This is a genomic window from Bacteroides luhongzhouii (genome assembly GCF_009193295.2).
Classification (GTDB): Bacteria; Bacteroidota; Bacteroidia; order Bacteroidales; family Bacteroidaceae; genus Bacteroides; species Bacteroides luhongzhouii.
The window spans coordinates 3,649,015-3,671,991 of record NZ_CP059973.1 but is presented as its reverse complement, the minus strand read 5'-3'; the positions used below and the strand labels follow the sequence as shown (position 1 = coordinate 3,671,991).

General features: G+C 41.0%; 26 protein-coding genes. 3 read left to right on the top strand and 23 right to left on the bottom strand.

Going from position 1 to position 22,977, the window contains the following annotated elements; genetic code table 11:
- The 18 genes from GD631_RS13470 to GD631_RS13385 form a co-directional block, all read right to left on the bottom strand.
- Window positions 1-762: an EFR1 family ferrodoxin gene (locus GD631_RS13470; protein WP_143257448.1), complete on the bottom strand. Its 762-nt coding sequence runs from the start codon at window positions 760-762 to the stop codon at window positions 1-3.
- A 358-nt stretch (window positions 763-1,120) separates the two neighbouring features.
- Window positions 1,121-1,471: a 50S ribosomal protein L20 gene (gene rplT / locus GD631_RS13465; protein ID WP_004297540.1), complete on the bottom strand. Its 351-nt coding sequence runs from the start codon at window positions 1,469-1,471 to the stop codon at window positions 1,121-1,123.
- A 98-nt stretch (window positions 1,472-1,569) separates the two neighbouring features.
- The gene (gene rpmI / locus GD631_RS13460) at window positions 1,570-1,767 is read right to left on the bottom strand and encodes a 50S ribosomal protein L35 (RefSeq protein WP_004326827.1); all 198 of its coding nucleotides are present in this window, start codon (window positions 1,765-1,767) and stop codon (window positions 1,570-1,572) included.
- Between the two features lie 68 nt (window positions 1,768-1,835).
- A complete protein-coding gene (infC, locus tag GD631_RS13455; protein ID WP_143257447.1) occupies window positions 1,836-2,444 on the bottom strand; it encodes a translation initiation factor IF-3 in 609 nt (202 codons plus the stop codon).
- A 72-nt stretch (window positions 2,445-2,516) separates the two neighbouring features.
- Window positions 2,517-4,457 (bottom strand): threonine--tRNA ligase, encoded by a 1,941-nt coding sequence (gene thrS, locus GD631_RS13450; protein WP_143257446.1) that lies wholly within the window; start codon window positions 4,455-4,457, stop codon window positions 2,517-2,519.
- A gap of 82 nt (window positions 4,458-4,539) precedes the next feature.
- Window positions 4,540-6,570 carry a tetratricopeptide repeat protein gene (locus tag GD631_RS13445; protein ID WP_143257445.1) on the bottom strand — a complete coding sequence of 677 codons (2,031 nt, stop codon included), beginning with the start codon at window positions 6,568-6,570 and terminating at the stop codon, window positions 4,540-4,542.
- A 76-nt stretch (window positions 6,571-6,646) separates the two neighbouring features.
- Window positions 6,647-7,201 carry a peptide deformylase gene (def, locus tag GD631_RS13440; protein WP_004297529.1) on the bottom strand — a complete coding sequence of 185 codons (555 nt, stop codon included), beginning with the start codon at window positions 7,199-7,201 and terminating at the stop codon, window positions 6,647-6,649.
- Window positions 7,202-7,244: 43 nt separating this feature from the next.
- Window positions 7,245-7,661: a Holliday junction resolvase RuvX gene (gene ruvX / locus GD631_RS13435; RefSeq protein WP_008021987.1), complete on the bottom strand. Its 417-nt coding sequence runs from the start codon at window positions 7,659-7,661 to the stop codon at window positions 7,245-7,247.
- A 75-nt stretch (window positions 7,662-7,736) separates the two neighbouring features.
- Entirely contained in the window at window positions 7,737-8,876 is a 1,140-nt protein-coding gene (locus GD631_RS13430) for an OmpA family protein (RefSeq protein ID WP_185911467.1), read from the bottom strand.
- Between the two features lie 314 nt (window positions 8,877-9,190).
- The gene (locus GD631_RS13425; RefSeq protein WP_143257444.1) at window positions 9,191-10,159 is read right to left on the bottom strand and encodes a PCMD domain-containing protein; all 969 of its coding nucleotides are present in this window, start codon (window positions 10,157-10,159) and stop codon (window positions 9,191-9,193) included.
- 25 nt (window positions 10,160-10,184) lie between these two features.
- Window positions 10,185-11,291, bottom strand: coding sequence for a cholesterol-responsive sulfotransferase (locus tag GD631_RS13420; protein WP_143257443.1), 1,107 nt, complete (start codon window positions 11,289-11,291; stop codon window positions 10,185-10,187).
- An 82-nt stretch (window positions 11,292-11,373) separates the two neighbouring features.
- On the bottom strand, window positions 11,374-12,834 hold the full coding sequence (gene cysN / locus GD631_RS13415; RefSeq protein WP_143257442.1) for a sulfate adenylyltransferase subunit CysN: 1,461 nt from the start codon (window positions 12,832-12,834) through the stop codon (window positions 11,374-11,376).
- A gap of 12 nt (window positions 12,835-12,846) precedes the next feature.
- Window positions 12,847-13,758, bottom strand: a complete 912-nt coding sequence (gene cysD, locus GD631_RS13410) for a sulfate adenylyltransferase subunit CysD (RefSeq protein WP_181981116.1) — start codon at window positions 13,756-13,758, stop codon at window positions 12,847-12,849.
- Between the two features lie 76 nt (window positions 13,759-13,834).
- Window positions 13,835-14,443, bottom strand: coding sequence for an adenylyl-sulfate kinase (gene cysC / locus GD631_RS13405; protein WP_015531641.1), 609 nt, complete (start codon window positions 14,441-14,443; stop codon window positions 13,835-13,837).
- Window positions 14,444-14,458: 15 nt separating this feature from the next.
- Window positions 14,459-16,012, bottom strand: a complete 1,554-nt coding sequence (locus GD631_RS13400) for an SLC13 family permease (protein ID WP_143257441.1) — start codon at window positions 16,010-16,012, stop codon at window positions 14,459-14,461.
- Window positions 16,009-16,848 (bottom strand): 3'(2'),5'-bisphosphate nucleotidase CysQ, encoded by an 840-nt coding sequence (cysQ, locus tag GD631_RS13395; protein WP_185911466.1) that lies wholly within the window; start codon window positions 16,846-16,848, stop codon window positions 16,009-16,011. Before cysQ ends, GD631_RS13400 begins: the two co-directional genes overlap by 4 nt.
- A gap of 252 nt (window positions 16,849-17,100) precedes the next feature.
- Window positions 17,101-17,595: an SPOR domain-containing protein gene (locus tag GD631_RS13390; RefSeq protein ID WP_004307254.1), complete on the bottom strand. Its 495-nt coding sequence runs from the start codon at window positions 17,593-17,595 to the stop codon at window positions 17,101-17,103.
- 115 nt (window positions 17,596-17,710) lie between these two features.
- Window positions 17,711-18,481: an SDR family oxidoreductase gene (locus tag GD631_RS13385; RefSeq protein ID WP_143257440.1), complete on the bottom strand. Its 771-nt coding sequence runs from the start codon at window positions 18,479-18,481 to the stop codon at window positions 17,711-17,713.
- Between the two features lie 199 nt (window positions 18,482-18,680).
- On the opposite strand from GD631_RS13385, the gene GD631_RS13380 reads away from it, so the two are divergent.
- The 3 genes from GD631_RS13380 to GD631_RS13370 are packed head-to-tail and all read left to right on the top strand — an operon-like array spanning window position 18,681 to window position 19,546.
- Window positions 18,681-18,890, top strand: coding sequence for a YtxH domain-containing protein (locus tag GD631_RS13380; protein WP_004297513.1), 210 nt, complete (start codon window positions 18,681-18,683; stop codon window positions 18,888-18,890).
- 32 nt (window positions 18,891-18,922) lie between these two features.
- A complete protein-coding gene (locus tag GD631_RS13375) occupies window positions 18,923-19,285 on the top strand; it encodes a phage holin family protein (protein ID WP_004297511.1) in 363 nt (120 codons plus the stop codon).
- Between the two features lie 3 nt (window positions 19,286-19,288).
- Window positions 19,289-19,546, top strand: coding sequence for a hypothetical protein (locus GD631_RS13370; protein ID WP_143257439.1), 258 nt, complete (start codon window positions 19,289-19,291; stop codon window positions 19,544-19,546).
- A gap of 30 nt (window positions 19,547-19,576) precedes the next feature.
- Here the strand turns inward: GD631_RS13370 and GD631_RS13365 are convergent, their stop codons facing one another.
- The 5 genes from GD631_RS13365 to rfbA form a co-directional block, all read right to left on the bottom strand.
- A complete protein-coding gene (locus tag GD631_RS13365) occupies window positions 19,577-19,891 on the bottom strand; it encodes a hypothetical protein (RefSeq protein ID WP_143257438.1) in 315 nt (104 codons plus the stop codon).
- Window positions 19,888-20,103, bottom strand: a complete 216-nt coding sequence (locus GD631_RS13360; RefSeq protein ID WP_143257437.1) for a hypothetical protein — start codon at window positions 20,101-20,103, stop codon at window positions 19,888-19,890. Before GD631_RS13360 ends, GD631_RS13365 begins: the two co-directional genes overlap by 4 nt.
- A 273-nt stretch (window positions 20,104-20,376) precedes the next feature.
- Window positions 20,377-20,949 carry a dTDP-4-dehydrorhamnose 3,5-epimerase gene (rfbC, locus tag GD631_RS13355; protein ID WP_143257436.1) on the bottom strand — a complete coding sequence of 191 codons (573 nt, stop codon included), beginning with the start codon at window positions 20,947-20,949 and terminating at the stop codon, window positions 20,377-20,379.
- A 5-nt stretch (window positions 20,950-20,954) separates the two neighbouring features.
- Window positions 20,955-22,073 (bottom strand): dTDP-glucose 4,6-dehydratase, encoded by a 1,119-nt coding sequence (locus GD631_RS13350; RefSeq protein ID WP_074637047.1) that lies wholly within the window; start codon window positions 22,071-22,073, stop codon window positions 20,955-20,957.
- The gene (gene rfbA, locus GD631_RS13345; RefSeq protein ID WP_143257435.1) at window positions 22,070-22,972 is read right to left on the bottom strand and encodes a glucose-1-phosphate thymidylyltransferase RfbA; all 903 of its coding nucleotides are present in this window, start codon (window positions 22,970-22,972) and stop codon (window positions 22,070-22,072) included. Before rfbA ends, GD631_RS13350 begins: the two co-directional genes overlap by 4 nt.
- Window positions 22,973-22,977 lie beyond the last annotated feature (5 nt).

The following is a 22,977-nucleotide window of genomic DNA, read 5'->3' as shown; positions in this document are numbered from 1 at the left end:
TTAATTAGGGTTGAAATACTGCCCTTTATCTTTCGTTCTTTTTCCATATTGCACCGCATGCTGCGGACAAACATGATAACATGCCAGGCATGAGGTGCAATCCATTCCCCAAAGAGGCTTCCCATCCATCATCATGATATTCCCTACCGGACAGCTCTTCTCACAACGCTTACATCCAATACAAGCATCCGTAGTATAAAAATTCTTCGGGGACATCTGAAAGCGATTAAATAAAGGATTGATAATCCTCGTCTTAATAAAAGGAATACTCCCTTCATGACAAAGAAACAACTCTTCTCTCCTACTTATTGAAGCATTAATCTGATTGACAGCCGGAATAGCATCTGCCAGTTTTTTCTCCTCCAGCTCTTTCTTATCTACGTCAAAACCGGGAAGTAGCACATAATTATTGGGCATAGTTACAGAAAAGCCGGCATGACACTTCCAGCCTTTATTACTCAAAGCCTTCTCCAGCACTTGCTGTGTAAGCCCGGTATCATCCCCACAAGAACAAACAAAAAACAAATATTGTCCTTTATACCCCTTTAAAGAGAGTTGTCGAATAAAATTAAGTACAATTTCAGGAGGTGCCCACGAATAGATAGGAAATACAAAACCGATCTTCTCATCTTCCCGCAAACAAAACTCCAGCGTTCTGTTCTTTAACGCATCGGGAATAAAAACCAATTCTTCTTTTTGCTCTTTGGAAAGCTGATTCGCAATCCATTTAGAATTACCAGTACCGGAGAAATAGAATATCATAGAAAAGTATATAAAAAAGCCGCATCGACGATGTGATGAAACTCTGATAGAACAAGATTTGAGCGCTCGCCCTCTTTGTAATCCACCGGCTTAAAGCTGTCCCGAAGGATGTGGCCCGCCATTGAAGAACGAAGCTTTCTCGGTGCATCAGATTAATTTGAAGAGTTTCCCGATCCAGTCGATACGGCTAATATTTTTGTATCACAAATGTAATAAGAATACATGAAACTAACAAGAAAAAAAAGGAATTTGTTTACCAACTAACATTTTTTTTATTCCCTTTCATCTGCCTAACAAAAGAAAAGTGTCAGTTACTAGCTTAGTAACTGACACTTTGTAACTCGTAAACTATTGATGCTTAAGCAGCTTTTGCTTTTGCAACTACAGCTTTGAAAGCTTCCGGGTGATTCATAGCTAAATCAGCCAAAACCTTACGGTTTATTTCAATACCGGCTTTATGCAGACCGCCCATCAATTTAGAATAAGACATTCCTTCAAGACGTGCAGCAGCGTTGATACGTTGTATCCAAAGAGCGCGGAAGTTTCTTTTCTTATTTCTACGGTCACGGAACGCGTAAGTCAAACCCTTTTCCCAAGTGTTTTTAGCTACGGTCCATACATTCTTTCTTGCACCAAAGTAACCTCTGGTTAATTTCAAAATTTTCTTTCTTCTTGCTTTTGAAGCAACATGATTTACTGATCTTGGCATAGTTTTACTTTTTTTGAATGTTAGCGCCGCTACTTCACGCAGCGAACTTCAGGCTAATGCATTCGGTTAATACTTTAATAATACTTTTACGCTTTTGATTACTTCATTGCTAAGAGTTCCTTAACCTGGCTTACATTTGTTGTATCAACAGTTGTAGAGTAGCACAGATTTCTTTTTCTCTTCTTAGTTTTCTTAGTCAAAATGTGACTGTGAAAAGCGTGCTTTCTTTTGATTTTACCTGTTCCGGTAAGGGTAAACCTTTTTTTAGAACCGGAGTTAGTCTTCATCTTTGGCATCTTACTTGTTTTTAAATTATTAAATATATAATGGCAACGCACTATACCTGCGCGTTACGCATCTTTTCTTATTCTTCGCCCGTTTCCGGCTTCTCTGCTTTTTGTACAGGAGCAGGTTTCGGCGCACCAGCTGTTGCCGGCTTTTTAGAAGCTTCTTTCTTTTTCGGAGAAAGCTGAATAGTCATGCGCTTACCTTCCAGTATCGGCATTTGATCCACTTTAGCGTAGTCTTCCAGGTCATTTGCAAAACGAAGCAAAAGCACTTCACCTTGTTCCTTGAAAAGGATGGAACGACCTTTAAAGAATACATAAGCCTTCACTTTATCGCCATCTTCCAAAAATCCCTTAGCATGCTTCAACTTAAAGTTGTAATCATGGTCGTCTGTCTGGGGTCCGAAACGGATTTCCTTCACATTAACCTTAACCTGCTTCGCTTTCTGTTCCTTCTGGCGTTTCTTTAATTGATAAAGAAATTTAGAATAATCAATAATACGACAAACAGGGGGTTGAGCATTAGGAGAAATTTCCACTAAATCCAATTCTTTCTCTTCAGCCATTTTCAGAGCCTGAAAGATTGGATATACTTTCGGTTCAATATCATCGCTTACTATGCGAACTTCCTTGGCACGAATCTGTTCATTGATTCTGTATTGCCCTTTTAGAGTGTCATTCTTCATTAAAAACGTTTACTTCCTAGTTTGATCTTTTTATTGTTATACTAAATATTTTATTCTGAAACGGCTGCAAAGTTACCATTTATTTATCATATTCTGAACTTCTTCGTTCAAAATTTTAGCAAATTCTTCAAATTTCATGGTTCCTTTGTCCCCTTCGCCTTGTCTACGAACAGAAACTTCACCATTTTCAGCTTCTTTTTCGCCGACAATCAGCATATAAGGAATACGTTTCATTTCATTATCACGGATCTTACGGCCGATCTTCTCGTTGCGGTCATCCACAATCGCACGGATTTCGTGCATCTTCAGATACATCTTCACCTGCTCTGCATATTCATTGAACTTCTCACTGATTGGCAGAATAACTACCTGTTCCGGTGTCAGCCACAATGGGAACTTACCGGCAGTGTGTTCAATCAGTACGGCAACAAAACGTTCCATTGATCCGAACGGAGCACGATGAATCATTACCGGACGATGCTTCTGATTGTCAGAGCCCATATATTCAAGTTCAAAACGTTCCGGTAAGTTGTAGTCAACCTGGATCGTACCCAGCTGCCAACGACGACCGATAGCGTCTTTCACCATAAAGTCAAGTTTAGGACCATAGAAAGCTGCCTCTCCATACTCAATCTTAGCAGGCAAGCCTTTTTCCGCACAAGCCTCGATAATAGCCTGTTCAGCCTTTTCCCAGTTATCATCACTACCGATATACTTTTCACGGTTCACTTTATCACGCAAAGATATCTGTGCTTCAAAATTCTGGAAATCCATAGAACGGAACACAATAGATATGATATCCATCACACGAAGGAATTCATCTTTCACTTGTTCCGGACGGCAGAAGATATGCGCATCATCCTGTGTAAAGCTACGAACACGAGTTAAACCGTGTAACTCACCACTTTGTTCATAACGACAAACCGTACCAAATTCTGCAATACGCAGTGGAAGGTCCTTATATGAACGTGGGAAGTTCTTGTAAATCTCACAGTGGTGAGGACAGTTCATTGGTTTCAAGAAATACTCTTCACCCTCTTCCGGAGTATGAATAGGCTGGAATGCATCCTTACCATATTTTGCATAGTGCCCTGAAGTCACATACAGCAATTTATTACCGATTGGCGGAGTGATTACTTCCTGATAATCGTAACGTGTCTGGATACGACGCAAGAACTCTTGCAGACGCAGACGCAATGCAGTACCTTTCGGCAACCACATAGGCAATCCCTTACCAACAGTTTCAGAGAACATAAACAACTGCATCTCTTTACCGATCTTACGGTGGTCACGCTTCTTCGCTTCCTCCAGCAATACCAGATATTCATCCAGCATTTTCTTTTTCGGGAACGTGATACCATAAATACGAGTCAGCATCTTACGATCTTCATGACCACGCCAGTAAGCACCAGCCACAGCAGTCAGTTTGATAGCCTTGATCGGAGCAGTCGTCATCAAGTGAGGACCACGACAAAGGTCAGTAAATGCACCCTGGGTATAAGTTGTAATGTGTCCGTCTTCCAGTTCGGAGATCAATTCACATTTGTATGTTTCGCCACGATCGCCAAACATTTTCAGAGCATCTGTCTTTGCGATGCTTTTTCTGACTACATCTTCTTTCTTTGCAGCCAGTTCCAACATTTTAGCTTCAATGGCAGGAAGGTCACTTTCTTTAATCACAGCTTCACCCGGATCCACATCATAGTAGAATCCGTTCTCGATAGCCGGCCCGATACCAAACTGGATACCCGGATAAAGTTCCTGCAAAGCTTCCGCCAGCAAGTGTGCACTTGTATGCCAAAACGCATGTTTACCTTCTTCATCATCCCATTTATAAAGAACAAAATTAGCATCTTCATTAATAGGACGTCCTAAATCATAAGTCTCGCCGTTCACGCCACACGCCAGCACTTCCTGTGCCAGACGTGAGCTGATACTTTCAGCAATCTGTAAACCGTTCACTCCTTCGTTATACTCACGAACGGAGCCATCGGGAAATGTTATCTTTATCATAATATGATGATGTTATATTTTCATAATTTGAACGCAAAAGTAACTAAATCTTTTGAGTTTTCTATTTTTTATCAAAAAAATGTTATTCCGTTTGATCTGTAAAACGTTTGATGACATTATAAGCAGAAACAATCCCCAACTCACCGGCTTTACTCAAATCAGAAATACCCAGCTTATTATTTCCTAAGAAAATATGAGTCAGTCCACGGTTGAAATATGCGTCCGCAAAATCAGGATTCAACTCAATCGCCTTATCATAGTCGGCAATTGCAGCCCGGTAATCTTTCAGCATGGCAGAAACATTGGCACGATTATAATATGCATATACAAAGTCCGGAGCCAGATTAATCACCTTATCCAAATCTTTTCTCACTACTTCATAATCTACCGCAGTAATCTCTTTACGCTTATTATCACCAGGAACAACATCTGTTTCAACAGCTTGTTCAGCCTTTTGATATTCCAACTGTTTACAACGAATCAATGCACGCATAAAATATGCCGGGAAGAAATCACCATCCAGCAAGATTGTCTGAGTCAAATCAGAAACCGCGCTCGAGAAATCCTGCACCAGATAAAAATCAATAGCACGGGCAAAACGTTTCGAAGCATTCTTTTCATCTTCCACAATAGCCGATGTATGTGTATCGATCAAGGCAAAATGCACTTTCACCTGTTCTTCCGTCAACGGAGCTTCCATATTCGTGATGCGAAGACGTTTCGGAAGTACACCCGCACGGTTTAAATCCTCAATATATTTGTGGAAGTTCACCGAACGCTTCACGTCACTCATCTTCTCATAATAAGTCAAAGCAAACATCGGCTCCATCGTTATATTTACGTTCTTATCCTGCACACGTCCACGATAATCACTTGTATAGCGTTGTTCAGCTTCAGAATCATCGGCAATCACTATCTTACGATAATTATTCATATTCTTATCCGATTTCTTACGGGTCTTCTCTCCGCCTTCATCTTCGTCTTCCTTATCCTTATTCTGTGCTACATCTTTATTCGTCACACCGTTCTGCTTATCTATCTGAGCTTTCATGACTTTAAATTCGTCCTGCTCCGCTCCTTTCTTGTCGCCAATTTTTCTGCGAGCTTCCGAACGCTGGTAATATCCGGCAAGGAAGTTCGGATACTGGTTGATAACGGTTGTGTAATCTTGTATAGCCCCACGATAATCACCCGTTTGCGCACGTAGCAATCCACGGTTAAAGACAGCCATCATATTATCCGGCTCCATTTTGATGACAAAGTCAAAATCTTCAATAGCCCGGTTGTCATCTCCTACCTGAGCACGCAACAAACCACGGTTATAATGGCCGATAAAGTTATTCGGATCAATATCCAACGCCAGATCATAATCGCTCATAGCGCCTCTCAAATTATTCTGATGAAAACGTGCCAACGCACGGTTTATATAATTTCCCGCATTCTTAGCACTCAAAGGAATAGCGCGGTTGAAATCCGCTTCAGCTTCCGCATACTTAGCCTGCTGTAATTTAACGATCGCTCTTGCAGACCATGCGTCCGGATCATATTTATCCAATTCAAGAGCCTTATTGAAGTCATTCAAGGCAGCAATCGTATCCTTCTGTTGCAAAGATACTTCCCCCCTCATCAAATATGCGCGGGTATAACGCGGAGACACTTTCAGCAAACTTTCCAAATCCTCTTTCGCAGCATCATAATCTTTCTTCTGGATATGGGATAATGTCAAGTTATGCCATAAGGTAATATTCTCCGGATCATAATGCAATGCCTTCTTGTAATCCTCAATCGCTCCATCAAATTTACTCTGACGAATCCTAGCCAAACCACGAATCTGATAAGCCCCCACCACAAACGGATTGCGTTGGATAGCCGCATCACAGTCAGTTTCAGCACCCTGGAAATCCTCCAGATTTAGTTTTGCCAATGCTCTGAAGAAATAGGGCTCATACAGATAAGGTTTAGCGTTAATAACCTGGTTAAAGTACTGAATAGAAAGTACATAATCCTCAAAATAAAGAGCGTTTCGGGCAATAGTCATCACCCGATCCGTATTTATCTGAGCACACACCAGCGTTGGGAACAGTAATAAAACTGTTAAGATTCTTTTTACCATTGATATTTTATGCTTGTAAACGAAGCAAAAATAATGCTTTTCGCTTACTTAACAGGGATATAAACGTTTTTTATCTTTATTTCACCTGTTTCATCTTATAAGAACTGCGTGCTTTTCCCTTCAACATCGTATTCAGCTTTCCTTTAATCATCTGCTTACGAAGTGGTGAGATATGATCGATAAACATCTTACCATCCAAATGATCGAATTCATGCTGCATCACCCGAGCCAGATAACCTTCTACCTCCTCTTCATGCTCCACGAAGTTTTCGTCCATATATTTCACACGAATTTTATCACCTCTTTTCACTGTTTCATGAATACCGGGAAGACTGAGACATCCCTCTTCCATACTCACTTCTTCGCCCCCGACTTCCAAAATGTGAGGATTGATATAAGCCTTATTGAAGTCTTTGAATTCAGGATATTCTTCCGAAAGCGGATCCAGCGTAATAGTAACCACGCGAATAGGCAAACCAATCTGCGGAGCAGCCAGTCCTACGCCATCGGCGTGTACCATTGTTTCAAACATATTCTCAATCAACTCTTTCAGGTTCGGATAATCCGGTGTTATGTCCTCTGCAACCTTTCTCAATACAGGCTGACCATATACATAAATAGGTAAAATCATATTTTTATACTCTACTAAAAATTAAGTTATTCAATATCTTCTATTAAAAACGTTTACTCTCCAAATATGTTTGCAAAATAATAGTAGCACTTATCTCATCCACCAATGCTTTGTTTTGGCGGTCCTTTTTCTTCAGACCGGCCTCCAGCATGGTACGGTGCGCAAGAACAGAAGTAAACCGTTCGTCCACATATTCGACCGGAAGGTCCGGATAGCGTTTCTTAAGCGAACGAACAAAAGGTTCTATATTCTTCATATTCTCCGAAACCTCATTATTCATTTGCTTTGGCAATCCAATAATAATCCGCTCCACCGGTTCTTTAGCCATATATTCACCGATAAAGTTCAGAAGTTCATGCGTAGGCACCGTTGTCAATCCGTTCGCGATCAACTGCATTGTATCGCTCACAGCTATCCCAGTACGCTTTCTTCCATAATCTATTGCTACTATTCTGCTCATGGGGTACAAAAATACAAAAAAAGACGCTTCCCGTGAAAGGAAACGTCTCTTTTATTCTATTATTTCAAATGTATATTATTCTTCAACAATAGCTACACGGCTCAACTTAGCATCATCATAGAACATGTTGCTTACGCCACCCTTGTAATCAACCTTCAACTGAGAAGCAGGAACACCAAATTCATTAACCATCAGGTCACGAACAGCTTCAGCTCTCTTCTTACTCAATTTCATGTTATATTCAGCAGATCCAGTACCTTTATCAGCATAACCTGTTACAGTAAATACTTTATCAGTTGCTTTGATACCCTTAGCCATAGCTTCGATATTCATGTACTCTCTCTTGCTGATGTTGCTCTTTCCGATATTGAATACAACAACGAAACGTGGAATGAAACCAGCTTCTTTCTTAACGATCACTTCCGGTTTTTTGTTACGTGCTTCAACCAAGTCACGTTTCAAAGATTCGTTTTCACCCTTCAGAGCGTTTACTCTATCTCTCATGTCGTTCAACTGGCTTTCCGGAACCATAGGTACAGTAGGAACAGCATCCCAACCACGTTTCTTGAACTTGTAAGTAACACCTACAGTCAGACCAGCCAATCCTTCAGGACCTGAGTTACCAAATGCGCCTTTCATCAAAAGTCCGCGCAATTCAACGTTAAGATCCAAAGCTGAAGACAGACGGAAACGGTTGATCAAACCGGCATTGATACCCAGTTCATCATAACCCGGACCTTTACCTGTGTGTACAAATCCAGCACCTACATAAGGAATGAATGAGTACAGACGATCTTCTTTATAACCACAGAACATATTGGTAAGGTTCAACAATACGTCTCCGTGAAGGTTAACAACATTCCATTTTTCTTTGTAGTAACCATTAGAGTACTGTCCTCCGTCTACAAGCGGACCGTTAGCATAAGGAGTAGCACCTTTAGCCTGAAGACCATTGTAAGCTACACGCAATCCGATACCTGGAGTAAACCACTTACCTACAGCAATGTCAAGTGCCGGAGCAAGACGTTTTCCGAAATCGGCTTTACCATCATTGTCGCCAAAATACATTTGTGCGCCAACGCCACCACTAATAAACCAGTTAGCACCAAAGCGGTTAGTTTCCACTCTATAACTCTTTGCTGCATTTTCTTTTTCTTGTGCAGGCAAACATACAGATGCTGCTGCCAATAAAATAAACAATAAACCCTTTTTCATCTCAATTTATTTTAGTAAATAATATATTTCAATTGTCTTACAGGATAGATACACAACCCAAATGTTCTACACCTGACTAAGAGACAATAAACGTCATCCTTCTTTCTAAATTTGGTGCAAATATAGATATTTAATATAACACAAACAAAAAAACACGTAAATTTTCATTCATTCATAGATTTTTATAGAGCGATAAAAGTCTTAGATAACTCCAGAAGGCATCTGAAAGGGTTTGTGACAAAAGAATTAAAACAAAAAAAATAGTCAATGATAAATGCTATCACTGACTATTTCTCTTTTTGGTCTATATACTTTTAATATACCAGTTTTACATTGTCAATCCATAATGTATTTCCCGGAGAACCGATATAAGCTCCCCCATGACTGGATGTGAACTGAAGACACATATGAGTAGGAACGTCATTTTCATCTCCCCAAGCCACTTCATGAATAGGTACACTTTCACCTTTGCTGTTCACCGTATAACTTTCTGTCACTTGCAGGCGCATCATGTGCGACTTATATTCCGGACGATTCGTTATGTCGCCATACATAATCTCATAGGTCGCATTATTTTTCCAGTCCGTGGAGTGATAATAATAAGTCACCATTGTCCCTATCCGTTTCGCGTACACATTTCCATTAGCGTCTTCCCAACGTTTTTGCAGAAACAGGATAGCTGCCGGATAATCTTTTCCGGGCACATCCGTAATCTTACTGAAACCAGTAGCACGAATACGATTCTCCCGGTCAGACATCTTCACCTTGTAATCAAACTGAAGAGCAACCGGTTTTTTTGTAAACGGAATACCCGTCTGCAACATTTTCTGCGGATTTTTAGTACCCTTAATGGGTTCATGCACCGAACCGGTAAAGACAGAACCTGCCGCCAGCACCGTAATATTAACCAATCCCAGCACTTTCACACTTTCCATGCGCGTATCCAAACGTGCACAGTATCCATCTCCCCGCTTCTCCGGGAAAACCGAAGTATTGGTTTTCGTAATACCGGCCACTTTCGCCATCACATTCGAAGTAGCCCAAGGCGATCCGCCCATATTCTTATAAACCTGATCCCCCTTAATCACCGACGTCGGCCCTATCGCATATACATTCTTAGTATTTCCGCCAATAATGCTCGACTCCTTTATCTGACGGTCCACCCATTGATCCATGTTCCCGAAAGGAAGCATTTCGACTTTATGTTGCGCCATCAAAGACAAGGAAGAAATAAATGCAACGAAACCTGTCATCAACAGGCGATGAATGCTTTTCTGAATCATCAATACTTTTCCTTTCTTTTTCTTCTTATAAATTATAATCCCATTGTTTCAAAGCAAAATCCCAGTTCTTTTCTACCAATTGAATCGTACGGTCGTCATATTTATATTTATTCTTCTTATATCCCTTCTTTCCGCCCACGTATTTTTCTATATCATTACGCGCTTCGGCAAATCCCGGGATAGAAAGAGACTTATAAATATTTTCCGTCATTCCCATCGCATCCGCTTCGAAATCTTCAAATTTCACTTCTATCAGGTTACCTTCCGGAATAAATTTCTTATCCGATTCATACTTATGATAAAGCTTTGCATAGATAGAAAGGATATTTTCCTCCAATTGTTCATTGCTGACATCCTGCAACTTCAACGGTTGAATCGTATTTGTAAAGAAACTGCGTGTAGATTCGAATACGGTATACGGGTTACGCATCAGGTAGATAAACTTAGCATTCGGGAACATTTTCACCAATTCCTTCACCCTTCCGGTATGCGGAGGATTCTTACTAAGGAATTGAGTTCCGTGAGTATTCCACAAAGAAATCTTAATCAATTTAGTGAATACCTCTTCAAACACCTTCAATTCGGCATCCGTAATGTCATCAAACAAAAGATATTTATCGGCATACTCCTGCTGATATTTCGGCAGAAACCAGAAATTATAATAGGTATAAGGCATCATGTTCGACAAAGCAAACTCCTCTTCCTGAGGAAGATCCACTGCCAGTTCCATATTATCCGTCGGACGCTTATCCGGCATCAGCCAACTCATATTCTTTTTGAAGAAAGGTTGTCCCCACATCATCAGATGAGGAAATACAGTCTGATAAGTAGTGTTATACCCAAAATGCTTGTCACAAGAGAACACATTATGCACAAACGTAGTTCCGCTTCGCCAGTGTCCCAGAATGAATACCGGATCATGCTCTAACGACTGATTAGCGAGCAGTTTCTCGTAACGCTTGTCTTGTAATGCCGCCAATGGAGAAAGCAAGCGACACACAGCCTTGGTCAATCGATATTTCCCCTTGTAGGCTGCATCAATTTCACGACCGGCAGTGATAGCCTTGAATGTCTTCCAGTCGGCACCTACCAATGTATTAATCGGAAGTTTATTAAATTCGAGTAATCCCACTTTGTTAATTTAAAATTAAAGATTAAAAATTAAAAATGACAGGATGCTGTCATTTTCTGTTTTCAATTTATTGTTTAACAATCTATTTTATTAGTCGTACGGCCAAGCCTTGGCGTTCCAACTCCTTCACAGCTTTTTCTACCGCTTCATAATGTTCCGGAGCAATTTCCAGCTTCGTCATATCCAATACCGGAATATCTTCCGTGTCACTCATATCTTTCATTTCCACCCGGTCGATAATCATACCTACCGCAGAAGTATTATTGGTGATCGGATCAATCAAGATAAAGGAACCGCACGATTTATTTTTCTTATAAGGATCAAAGAACAGCTCTTTAGCCGTAGTCAACACCACGCGGGCAATCTGATTCAATTGCAAAGGCAAAGTTTCTTTGGTCAACTGACCATTCTCCAGAGACAGATGTTCCATTGTATTCACATCCACCTTATACTTTATTGTATCGATGCGCGTACGGCTCAAATTGGTAGTCTGCTTAATAAAGAACGATTTATTAATATCCATCGGCTCTTCATCCATCCAAACCATCATAGCTTCGAAGTTACGATCCACAGTCGGCAAATTGTCAGGATGCACCAACATCTCACCACGCGACACGTCAATTTCATCCTCCAATGTCAATGTCACAGACTGCGGTGGGAAAGCATAATCCAACTCTCCGTCATAAGTCACGATGCTCTTCACCTTAGATGTTTTTCCGGAAGGAAGTGCCATCACTGTATCGCCTTTGCGAACAATCCCTGACGCAACTTTACCGCAGAATCCTCTGAAATCCAAATTCGGACGAAGCACATACTGAACCGGGAAACGGAAATCCGTAAAGTTGTGGTCATTGTCAATATGAACCGTTTCAAGGAAATCAAGCAAAGAAATCCCCTTGTACCACGGAGTACGTTCAGACTTATCCACCACATTATCCCCATCCAATGCAGAGAGCGGAATACAGTTTACATCTGGAATACCCAACGGAGCAACAAACGTCTTATAGTCAGCCACGATCTCATTAAAACGCTCTTCCGAGAAATCCACCAAGTCCATCTTATTGACAGCCAACACCACATGTTTGATACCCAGCAAAGACACCAAGAAAGTGTGACGACGAGTCTGGGTAATCACCCCCGTACGGGCATCCACCAAAATGATAGCCAAGTTCGCCGTAGATCCGCCGGTAATCATGTTACGGGTGTACTGTTCGTGCCCCGGAGTATCTGCGATGATAAATTTTCGGCCATTAGTAGAAAAATAGCGATAAGCCACATCAATAGTAATTCCCTGTTCACGTTCAGCCTTCAAACCATCCAGCAATAACGCATAGTCGATATGCTCACCTGCATTTCCTACACGCTTACTATCACGTTCCAGTGCATCCAGTTGATCTTCATACAATTTCTTACTGTCAAATAACAAGCGTCCGATCAATGTTGATTTTCCGTCATCCACCGAACCCGCAGTCAACAGTCTCAATAAGTCTTTCTGTTCATCCTTGTCCAGAAAAGCTTTTATATCTAATTTATTATCTGCCATTACTAGTTACAATTAAAAGTATCCTTCACGTTTCTTTTGTTCCATACTACCCTCCTGATCAAAATCAATCACGCGAGTAGTACGCTCACTCTTGGTGGTAGTCATCATTTCTTCCACAATCTCTTCGATTGTAGCAGCTCCACTTTCCACCGCCCCAGTCAGAGGCCAGCAGCCCAACGTACGGAAACGCACCATCTTCATTTCAATCTGATCCCGGTACTTTTCAGGCAAACGCTCATCATCTGCCATAATAATATTACCATCCAAATTAATCACCGGACGTTCTTTAGCATAATAAAGCGGAACAATCGGAATATTCTCCAGACGAATATACTGCCAGATGTCCAGCTCTGTCCAGTTGCTAATCGGAAATACACGGATACTTTCTCCCTTGTGCACACGGGCATTATAAATATCCCACAATTCAGGACGCTGATTTTTCGGGTCCCATTGATGAAATTTATCCCGGAAAGAGAAAATACGTTCCTTCGCGCGTGACTTTTCCTCATCACGGCGGGCACCACCAAATGCTGCATCAAACTTATATTTATCCAGCGCATGAAGCAATGCCTGCGTCTTCATCAAGTCTGTATGCACTTTGCTTCCATGCGTAAAAGGTCCTACCCCTGCATGAAAAGCCTCCATATTACTTTCCACGATCAGATTCCATCCGTACTTCTTCGCATATTCATCACGGAACTGAATCATCTCCTTAAATTTCCATTTCGAGTCGATGTGCATCAATGGGAATGGCACTTTACCCGGATAAAACGCTTTTTCAGCCAAGCGTACCATCACCGAAGAATCCTTTCCGATACTGTAAAGCATCACCGGATTCTCAAATTCCGCCGCCACCTCGCGGATGATATGAATAGACTCGGCTTCGAGTTCCTTCAAGTGGCTTAATTTATATTCTTCCATTATTTTAAAAATTATGAATTACGAATCATGAATTTGCAGATAACCGCACACTAATTCTTCATTCCTCATTCGTCATTCTTCATTTTATACTCTTCACTTTTGGCAAAACAAGCTCCAACAAACGGTTCACCGATTCCTCCAAAGTCAATTTGGAAGTATCCAGTGACAAAGCCGGATGTTCCGGAACCTCGAATGGCGCGGAAATTCCTGTAAAATTCTGAATCTCCCCTTTCCGCGCCTTCGCATATAAGCCTTTCACATCACGTTTCTCACATTCCTCCAGCGGAGTGCTAACGAAAACTTCCAGAAAATCATCCTTACCGATAATATTTGCAGCCATTTCGCGAATATCATTATTAGGGCTGATAAATGCAGCAATCGTAATGATGCCACTATCCAGAAACAGTTTAGACACTTCAGCTATACGACGAATATTTTCCACCCGGTCCGTTTCGGAGAATCCCAGGTTATTATTAATTCCACTACGGATATTATCCCCATCCAAGATACGGCAAAGCAATCCGCGCTTGTGGAGTTCGCGTTCCAATGCAATAGCAATCGTGCTCTTTCCGGAACCGCTCAATCCGGTAAACCAGATCATCACACTGTGCTGTCCCAAAAGCTCTTCCTTGTCCTGCCGCGTCATCATGCGGTCAAATATCGGATATATATGGTTCTTTTCTTCCATTTACAAATTTATTTATTAAAAGTTCCAGATCAACGGGATCAGGATAATAGATATTAAGAAAGTTATAATATTAAGTGGCAGTCCGATACGTACAAAATCCGTAAACTTATAGTTGCCGATACCTTGCACAATCAGATTCGTCTGATAACCGATAGGCGTTGAGAAACTTGCAGACGCAGCCATACAAATCACCACAAAGAATGGTGTCGGGCTTACTCCCAATTGCGAAGCAATCGACAATGCCAGCGGGAAAGCCAAGGCAGCCGCAGCATTATTCGTTATCAGTTCCGTAAACAAATTCGTAATGATAAACAACATCGCGAGCAATACGTACGGACCATAATCATCACTCAATCCGATAATAAACTTCGCAACGCTATCCGCCACACCGGAGTTCACCATTGCTTTGCTGATAGCAAAAGCACAAGCAATCGTAATCAATATATCCCACGAAATATATTTAGTATATTTACGGGCTGGGAACAGATTTGTCCATGCCATAATAATAGTAGTGATAGACACAAAGAAAAACATATCCAACTTGATATCCGGAAACATCTCCTTTGTTACCGGAAGTTCACCCACCGTTGCGCCGACAATCATCAGAACCAACAATAACAAAGCAAACCACCGTTTTTTCTTTCCGGTAGTATCCGGTTCATTTCCGTTCGTCAACAAAACGAATACAGAAGATTCACCCCATGTCGGGATAAATGTATCATCAGCCATCACTACCAGCGTATCTCCTTCGTGAAGTACCACATCCTCCAGATTCGACACAAAACGTTGTCCGTTACGTGTTTTAATCTCTTTTACCTCCGCACCGTAATGACGTTGGAAATTAAAATCCTTCAGTTTTTTATTGATACCAGGAAAACGAGCACCCAAAACAGCCTCTACCCGATGCAACTTTTCTCCTTCCTCTACCTCCTCATCCGGCACAGCCGTGTCCGGACGTGCATCCGGCAAAAGACGCTTGGAAAAAAGAAATATATAAATAATCCCGGTAATAGCAATAAATATTCCCACCTTTCCAAGTTCGAACATGGAGAAGCCTTCAAATCCGGCTTCCAATATCATTCCATGCACCACCAGGTTGGTAGAAGTACCGATCAACGTACAGATACCTCCCAAAATAGTCACATAAGAAAGAGGAATCAAGAACTTCGTAGCCGGGAGATTCACCGATTTAGCCCAATGCTTGATAATCGGGGCAAAAATAACCACGACAGGCGTATTGTTCAGAAAAGCAGAAATAAATGCCACCGAAGGTAAGATACGTAACTGTGCTTTAAACACCGTCGTCTTTCCCTGCGGAAGCAACTTCTTTATCACTTGCCCCAGTGTACCCGACTGACGGATACCTTCACTCACTAAAAACAGCAGAGCAACGGTAATCATCCCTTTATTACTAAACCCTTCCAGCATCTCCTTAGGAGTCAGGATACCGGCACACAGAAACAAAACCACTACCGAAAAAAGTATCATGCCCGGACGCATCTTATCCGCTACCAAAGCCGCTACCATTCCTAATAGGGATAATAGTACAAATACAATTTCAAATGTCATATAAACATTATTTGGTGTTCTCTTTTTGATTCAACGACAAACCACGGATTCAATAAATCCTCCTTATTATATCGTAAAGGCTCTTCCTTTCCAGCCTGATATACTTCCATCCCTGCGGCACGGGCTATCGCATGCCCTGCGGCCGTATCCCACTCCATTGTCGGAGCGAAACGCGGATATACATCAGCCTTTCCTTCAGCAACCAGACAGATTTTAATAGAACTTCCACTCGAAATCAACTCCACACTGCCGTGTTTCTTCTTTAAATCTGCAATATATGATTCTGTTTCAGGCGACAGGTGCGAACGTGAAGCAACCACAATCAGGTGATCGCGCACTTCCTTCAAAGGTATCCGTTCCGATTTCCCGATCAGTTCTTCCAATGCCGCGCCGTCACCTTCCAAACTGACAATACCGGAACATTTATACGCCCCTGCACCTTCAATCCCGAAATAAAGTTCTTTTTTCACAGGTACATAAATAACACCGAACACAGGTACAGAATTCTGCACCAAAGCGATATTTACCGTAAATTCTCCATTACGTTTGATAAACTCCTTCGTTCCATCCAGAGGATCTACAATCCATAAAGAATCCCACTCACGCCGAGTCTCATACCCTAGATGCTTCCCTTCTTCACTAAGAACAGGAAAAGGAGTATCATTCAGAATAGCCGCAATCGCTTCATGCGCTTTTCTGTCTGCTATAGTTAGCGGAGAGTTATCAGCCTTCCTCTCTATTTCAAAGTCCGATGCCGGATCATTATAAATAGAAAGAATCTTTTCACCTGCTTTTAAAGCCGCGTCGATAGCAGCCATTACATATTTTTGTTCCATTCAATCTCTATAATTAATGCCTTATTCACATTCAGGCAATACATTCTCCAAATTAAGAGTTGACAAAAGTAAAAACTTTCTTTGCTATAAAAGTTTCCCTCCTATCATTTATAACTTCTTTTAGTAGAAAGATAAAAATATCTAAACGAAAAAAGTCACTCATTTTCAATAAAAAAGCAGTAACTTCCCAGTTACCGCCTTCTTATTCGGAAAAAACGTTCGTTCTTTCCAATATATATTACCAAAAAGAAATCAATATACGCGATACAGCAACCAAGCACCCTGGAAATCCGAACGGTTCGGATATTTAGCCTTGAATGCGTCGCGAGCTTCAGCTGCAGCAGCCTTATCAGCAAATGAGTTTACGATAACACGATACATTGCCTTGTCAGCATTAAATGCAATCGTAGAGTGATATCCCTGTCCATCCAACCAATCTTTCAGGCCTTCTGCATTTGCTTTCACACCAAAGCTACCTGCTACGACGCTATAATCTTTCAACCCTTCGTTGCCGGAGACCACTGTAACCTTTTCCTGACGAACGCCGGATGTATCTGCCACTTTAGTAGTTGTCACAGGAGCTGCAACCACCGGAGTTACTTCTACCGGAGCTTCCACCTGCGGTTCTGCCAATTCTTGTTGTTTCGCTTTTTCGTAAGCTTTCTTATAGGCACTTTCGCTGGATTTACAAGATGCAAATGCTAGCACCAAGCATACTCCCATTCCTAATACGACTAATTTTTTCATATTCCTATACTCTGTTTTAATTAATAATTCAATATTCTCGTCTATTACATTTAGTTTCGGGCAACAAAATAATAGAAATTTTATCATCCGGCAAAGAAATCCGTCAAAAAAACGTCTATTCCGGCTTTTTCTTATACGAAATAGTACCCGTTGCCTGATAAGTAGGCATCAAAAGCACCTCCGCAATCTGAATATGCGCAGGAGCCGACGCGGCAAAATAAACCGTTTCCGCAATATCATCTCCTGTCAACGGACGAATCCCTTTATAAAAATTATCAGCCGCTTCCTTATCTCCCCGGTAACGCACCACTGTAAAGTTCGTCTCCACCATTCCCGGTTTGATGTTCGTCACTCTCAACGGAGTATCCACCAAATCGATCCGGAGTCCATCTGAAAGAGCTTTCACGGCAGCTTTCGTTGCGCAATACACACTACCTCCCGGATAAGCGGCATCACCGGCAATAGAGCCGATATTAATAATATGTCCGCGCCCGCGTTCTACCATACCGGGCACCACCAAACGCGTCATTGCCAGCAGTCCTCTTATATTCGTATCGATCATGACATCCCATTCATCCAGGTTACCCTCGAATTCTTTATCCACGCCGATCACCAGTCCGGCGTTGTTCACCAACACATCAATCGCCTTCCATTCTTCGGGCAATGATTCCAAAGAGGCGGTAGCCAGCTTCCGATCACGTACATCAAAGGGCAATACATAAACCCGTACACCATGCGTCGCTTCCAGTTCGGCTTTCAGTTCTTCCAGTTTCGAAACGGTACGGGCATTCAGAATCAGATTCCATCCCTCCTTCGCAAATTTACGGGCACAACCTTCTCCAATTCCGCTACTGGCACCGGTTATAAAAACAATCTTAGCTTCCATTATGTTTTGATTTACAATATTCGAAAACAAAAGTACGCCTTAACCTTCAAAGGTTAGCTACGAAAGTCAGTTAAATAAGATTAAACCACTAAAGAAAAAAGAATTATAAAACAAAGCACTTTTTTTCTATTTTCATGAACAACCTTTCCATAAAAATGTTATATTTGTTGTATCATAATCATTTTAAACATTATACATTATGAAAGGATTGAATGTTTTAGCAGCTTTTCTGGGTGGTGCAGCCGTAGGCGCAGCCCTTGGTATTTTATTTGCTCCTGAAAAAGGCGAAGATACCCGTCACAAAATCGCAGAAATTCTTCGTAAAAAAGGAATCAAACTAAACCGTAGCGAAATGGAAACTCTCGTTGATGAGATTGCTGCGGAGATGAAAGGAGAAATAGCAGAATAAGTAAGTAACCAAAGACTAAAAACAGAGCGACTATGTTTGCAGACGATAAAAGTATTGAGAATTTTCAGCAGTTATTTTTTGAGTTTAAGAAATATCTGGAGCTTCAAAAAGAATATACCAAATTAGAATTGACGGAAAAGTTAACCATACTTTTTTCCACGTTAATTATGATATTAGTACTTATTATCCTTGGCATGGTTGCCCTGTTTTATCTGCTTTTTGCTCTTGCTTATATATTGGAGCCTTTAGTGGGCGGTCTGATGTCGAGTTTCGCCATCATAGCAGGCATCAATGTTGTTCTCATCGCCTTGGTTATTATTTTCCGCAAGCAGCTCATCATTTCTCCAATGGTGAACTTCCTCGCTAATTTATTTTTAACTGATTCAAATAAATAAATTATGAATGCGCAGACCCCGCAGAAATTTACATTAGAAGAGATTGCCGAACGTAAAAAGAAGCTTTTAAATGAGATCCATGCTCAAAAAAAGGCCATGACAGCTACTACACGCGAAATATTTGCTCCACTTGCTCCGGCAACCAACAAGGCGGATGCAATCATGCGTTCGTTCAATACCGGTATGGCCATATTTGATGGCGTAGTGATGGGAATCAAGATTATGCGGAAGGTGCGGGCGTATTTTAGGAATTTGAGATAATTACAGAACAGAGTAAATATTCCCTGTTCATTATTCGTGATATATTAAGCTATGACATGCATCGTGTATTCTCACAATTTCTTCGCCATCAGGTAGAGTATAAATTTGGTATGCAAAATGGAAATCCTCACAAATAAATTCTCTGTATTCTTTTTCAATCCATTCTTTCTTTAAACGTGCTTTAGAATATATCCTAGCATAATCACCTAAAGCTTCCATGGCATCATACAATCGATTCATTTTATTAATTACAGTCTGCTCATCCAAAGCAAGATACCCCCAAAGAGCGATATCATAAAATTCTTCTATAGATGCATGTACACTTTTATCTATAAACACTTTCATTGCTTGCGGAAATAATTATGAACTTTTTTTAAAATTCGACTCCTTGATTCCGACAAAGTAATACATTCTTCATCTAACATTTTCTGAGTCATCATTTGCGATACTTTTTCTGTGTCTCTACGATGTGCAGAAACTCCATATTCAGATACGGGCTCAGAGACATGAGTAGGACATTGTCCTTTCTCTATATCATTAGATTCTTTCTTTTTCATTTTATAAGTTTTTGATACTACAAAAATAGTAAGTAAATCTGAGACTATATAGTCTAACTACAATTATTTTTAATCAATAAGCATACTATTAAAAAACAATATATCAACGATCTTCACAGACAGTTGATATATTTAGAATACATATCAGCATTTTGCTAATATGAGGGGACAGATCAGGAATATACCGCTGTATTTTTCCCAACCTGCAAAATGTAGGGGATTCATGTGTGTAGCATGAAGTTAGGGACCTACATATATCGTTATTATTATATGCTATTTATATAAATCCTCTCCATACAGAAATGGAGATTCAAAATCTTTCAATAGTGGATGCTTAGTATCTTTCTCGCTTAAGATAGCCTTACCTGTAGGAATTCTCCAACAAATGCCAAGTGATTCATCTAATATACTGATACCTCCATCATGTTGTGGAGCATAAAAGTTATCACATTTATATTGAAACACTGCCGTTTCACTCAATACAGCAAAACCATGAGCAAAACCACGAGGAATAAAGAATTGACGATGATTCTCCTCCGTCAATTCTACCGCTACATGCTGACCATAGGTAGGCGAACCTTTGCGGATATCAACAGCCACATCCAGCACTGCACCCTTTACGCAACGTACTAACTTACTTTGGCTGTAAGGCATAGTTTGAAAATGTAGTCCCCTCATCACTCCATACGAGGACATACTTTCATTATCTTGTACAAACTTAATGGGACGTACCTTTTCGTCAAACTCCCTTTGCGAGAACGATTCGAAGAAATATCCCCTGTCATCCTTAAAAAGACGCGGTTCAATGATTACCACCCCTTCAATATTTGTCTTAACAACTTCCATACAGATTATCTATTCTTATACATATCCTCGTAATAGCTCTCGTAAGCACCACTGGTGATATTATCCATCCACTCTTGATTATCCAGATACCACTGCACCGTCTTCTCAATACCCTCTTCAAACTGTAGACTAGGCTCCCACCCCAATTCATTCTTCAGTTTCGTAGAGTCAATAGCATAGCGTAAGTCATGTCCCATGCGGTCCATTACATAAGTAATCAGTTCCTCGCTGTGTCCTTCCGGATTACCCAGTAATCGGTCCACAGTCTTAATAATCACATGGATAATGTCTATGTTCTTCCACTCGTTAAAGCCACCGATGTTATACGTATCCGCTACCTTACCTTTATGGAAAATCACGTCTATGGCCCTTGCATGATCTACCACATAGAGCCAGTCGCGCACATTCTCTCCCTTACCATATACAGGTAACGGTTTGCGGTGGCGAATGTTGTTAATAAACAGCGGAATCAACTTTTCGGGAAACTGATAAGGTCCATAGTTGTTCGAACAGTTTGTCACAATAGTCGGCATACCATAAGTATCATGAAAAGCGCGTACAAAGTGATCACTACCCGCTTTCGAAGCCGAATAGGGTGAGTGTGGATTATACTTTGTTGTCTCTTTGAAGAACTCATCGCCATATACTTCGTGTGCAGATATATCCGAAGACTTGCCTTCCGGGTGCGTCAATTCCAATGCTCCATACACCTCATCAGTTGAAATATGATAGAAACGCTTACCCTCATAGCCTTCCGGAAGATACTCCCAAGTTAACCTGGCAGCTTGTAATAAAGAGAGAGTTCCAAGAACATTAGTACGAGCAAAAGTAAACGGATCTCTGATACTACGATCCACGTGACTTTCGGCAGCTAAATGAATAACCCCATCTATATGATACTGTTTAAAAATCTTCAGCATCATCTCAAAGTCACAAATATCCGCTTTTACAAAAGTGTAGTTTGGTTTATTCTCTACATCTTTTAAGTTAGCCAGATTTCCCGCATAAGTCAACTTGTCCAGATTGATAATATGGTAATCGGGATACTTGTTCACAAACAAACGTACCACATGGCTGCCTATAAATCCGGCTCCACCGGTAATGATAATATTTCTTTTATTCATAAATTACTCTTTCCTGTGCGTTCCACTTCCTCTACCACCTGCAACAAATACTGCCCATATTGATTCTTCAGCATCGGTTGGGCCAACTCACACATCTTGTCGGCATCAATCCAACCTTGTCTAAACGCTATACCTTCCAGACAAGCAACTTTCAGTCCTTGTCGTTTTTCAATCACCTCAATAAAGGTCGATGCTTCACTCAACGAGTCGTGTGTACCCGTATCCAACCAAGCAAAGCCACGTCCCAGTGTCTGTACTTTCAACTCACTATCCTCCAGAAATCGCTGGTTCACAGTGGTAATCTCCAATTCCCCACGAGCTGACGGTTTGATGTGCTTCGCTACATCTACCACCCTATTAGGATAGAAATAAAGCCCCACTACCGCATAGTTCGATTTTGGCAGTACAGGTTTTTCCTCAATGCTTAGGCAATTACCCTCATCATCAAACTCCGCCACACCATAGCGTTCCGGATCACTTACCCAATAGCCAAACACAGTAGCTTTTTGCTCCTTTTCTGCCATGTACACCGCCTCTTTCAACATGGTACTGAAGCCATTCCCATGAAAGATATTATCACCTAATACCAAACAGACCGAATCACTGCCAATAAAATCCTCACCAATAATAAAAGCTTGCGCCAATCCATCAGGTGACGGTTGTTCTGCATATTCAAACCTCACGCCATAGTCACTACCATCACCCAGCAAGCGCTTAAATCCCGGCAAGTCATGTGGAGTAGAGATAATCAATATCTCACGAATACCCGCCAACATCAAAACCGAAATTGGATAATAAATCATCGGTTTATCAAAAATAGGAATCAGCTGTTTGCTAATGCCTTTGGTAATAGGATACAAACGCGTACCGCTACCACCAGCTAAAACAATACCTTTCATATCAT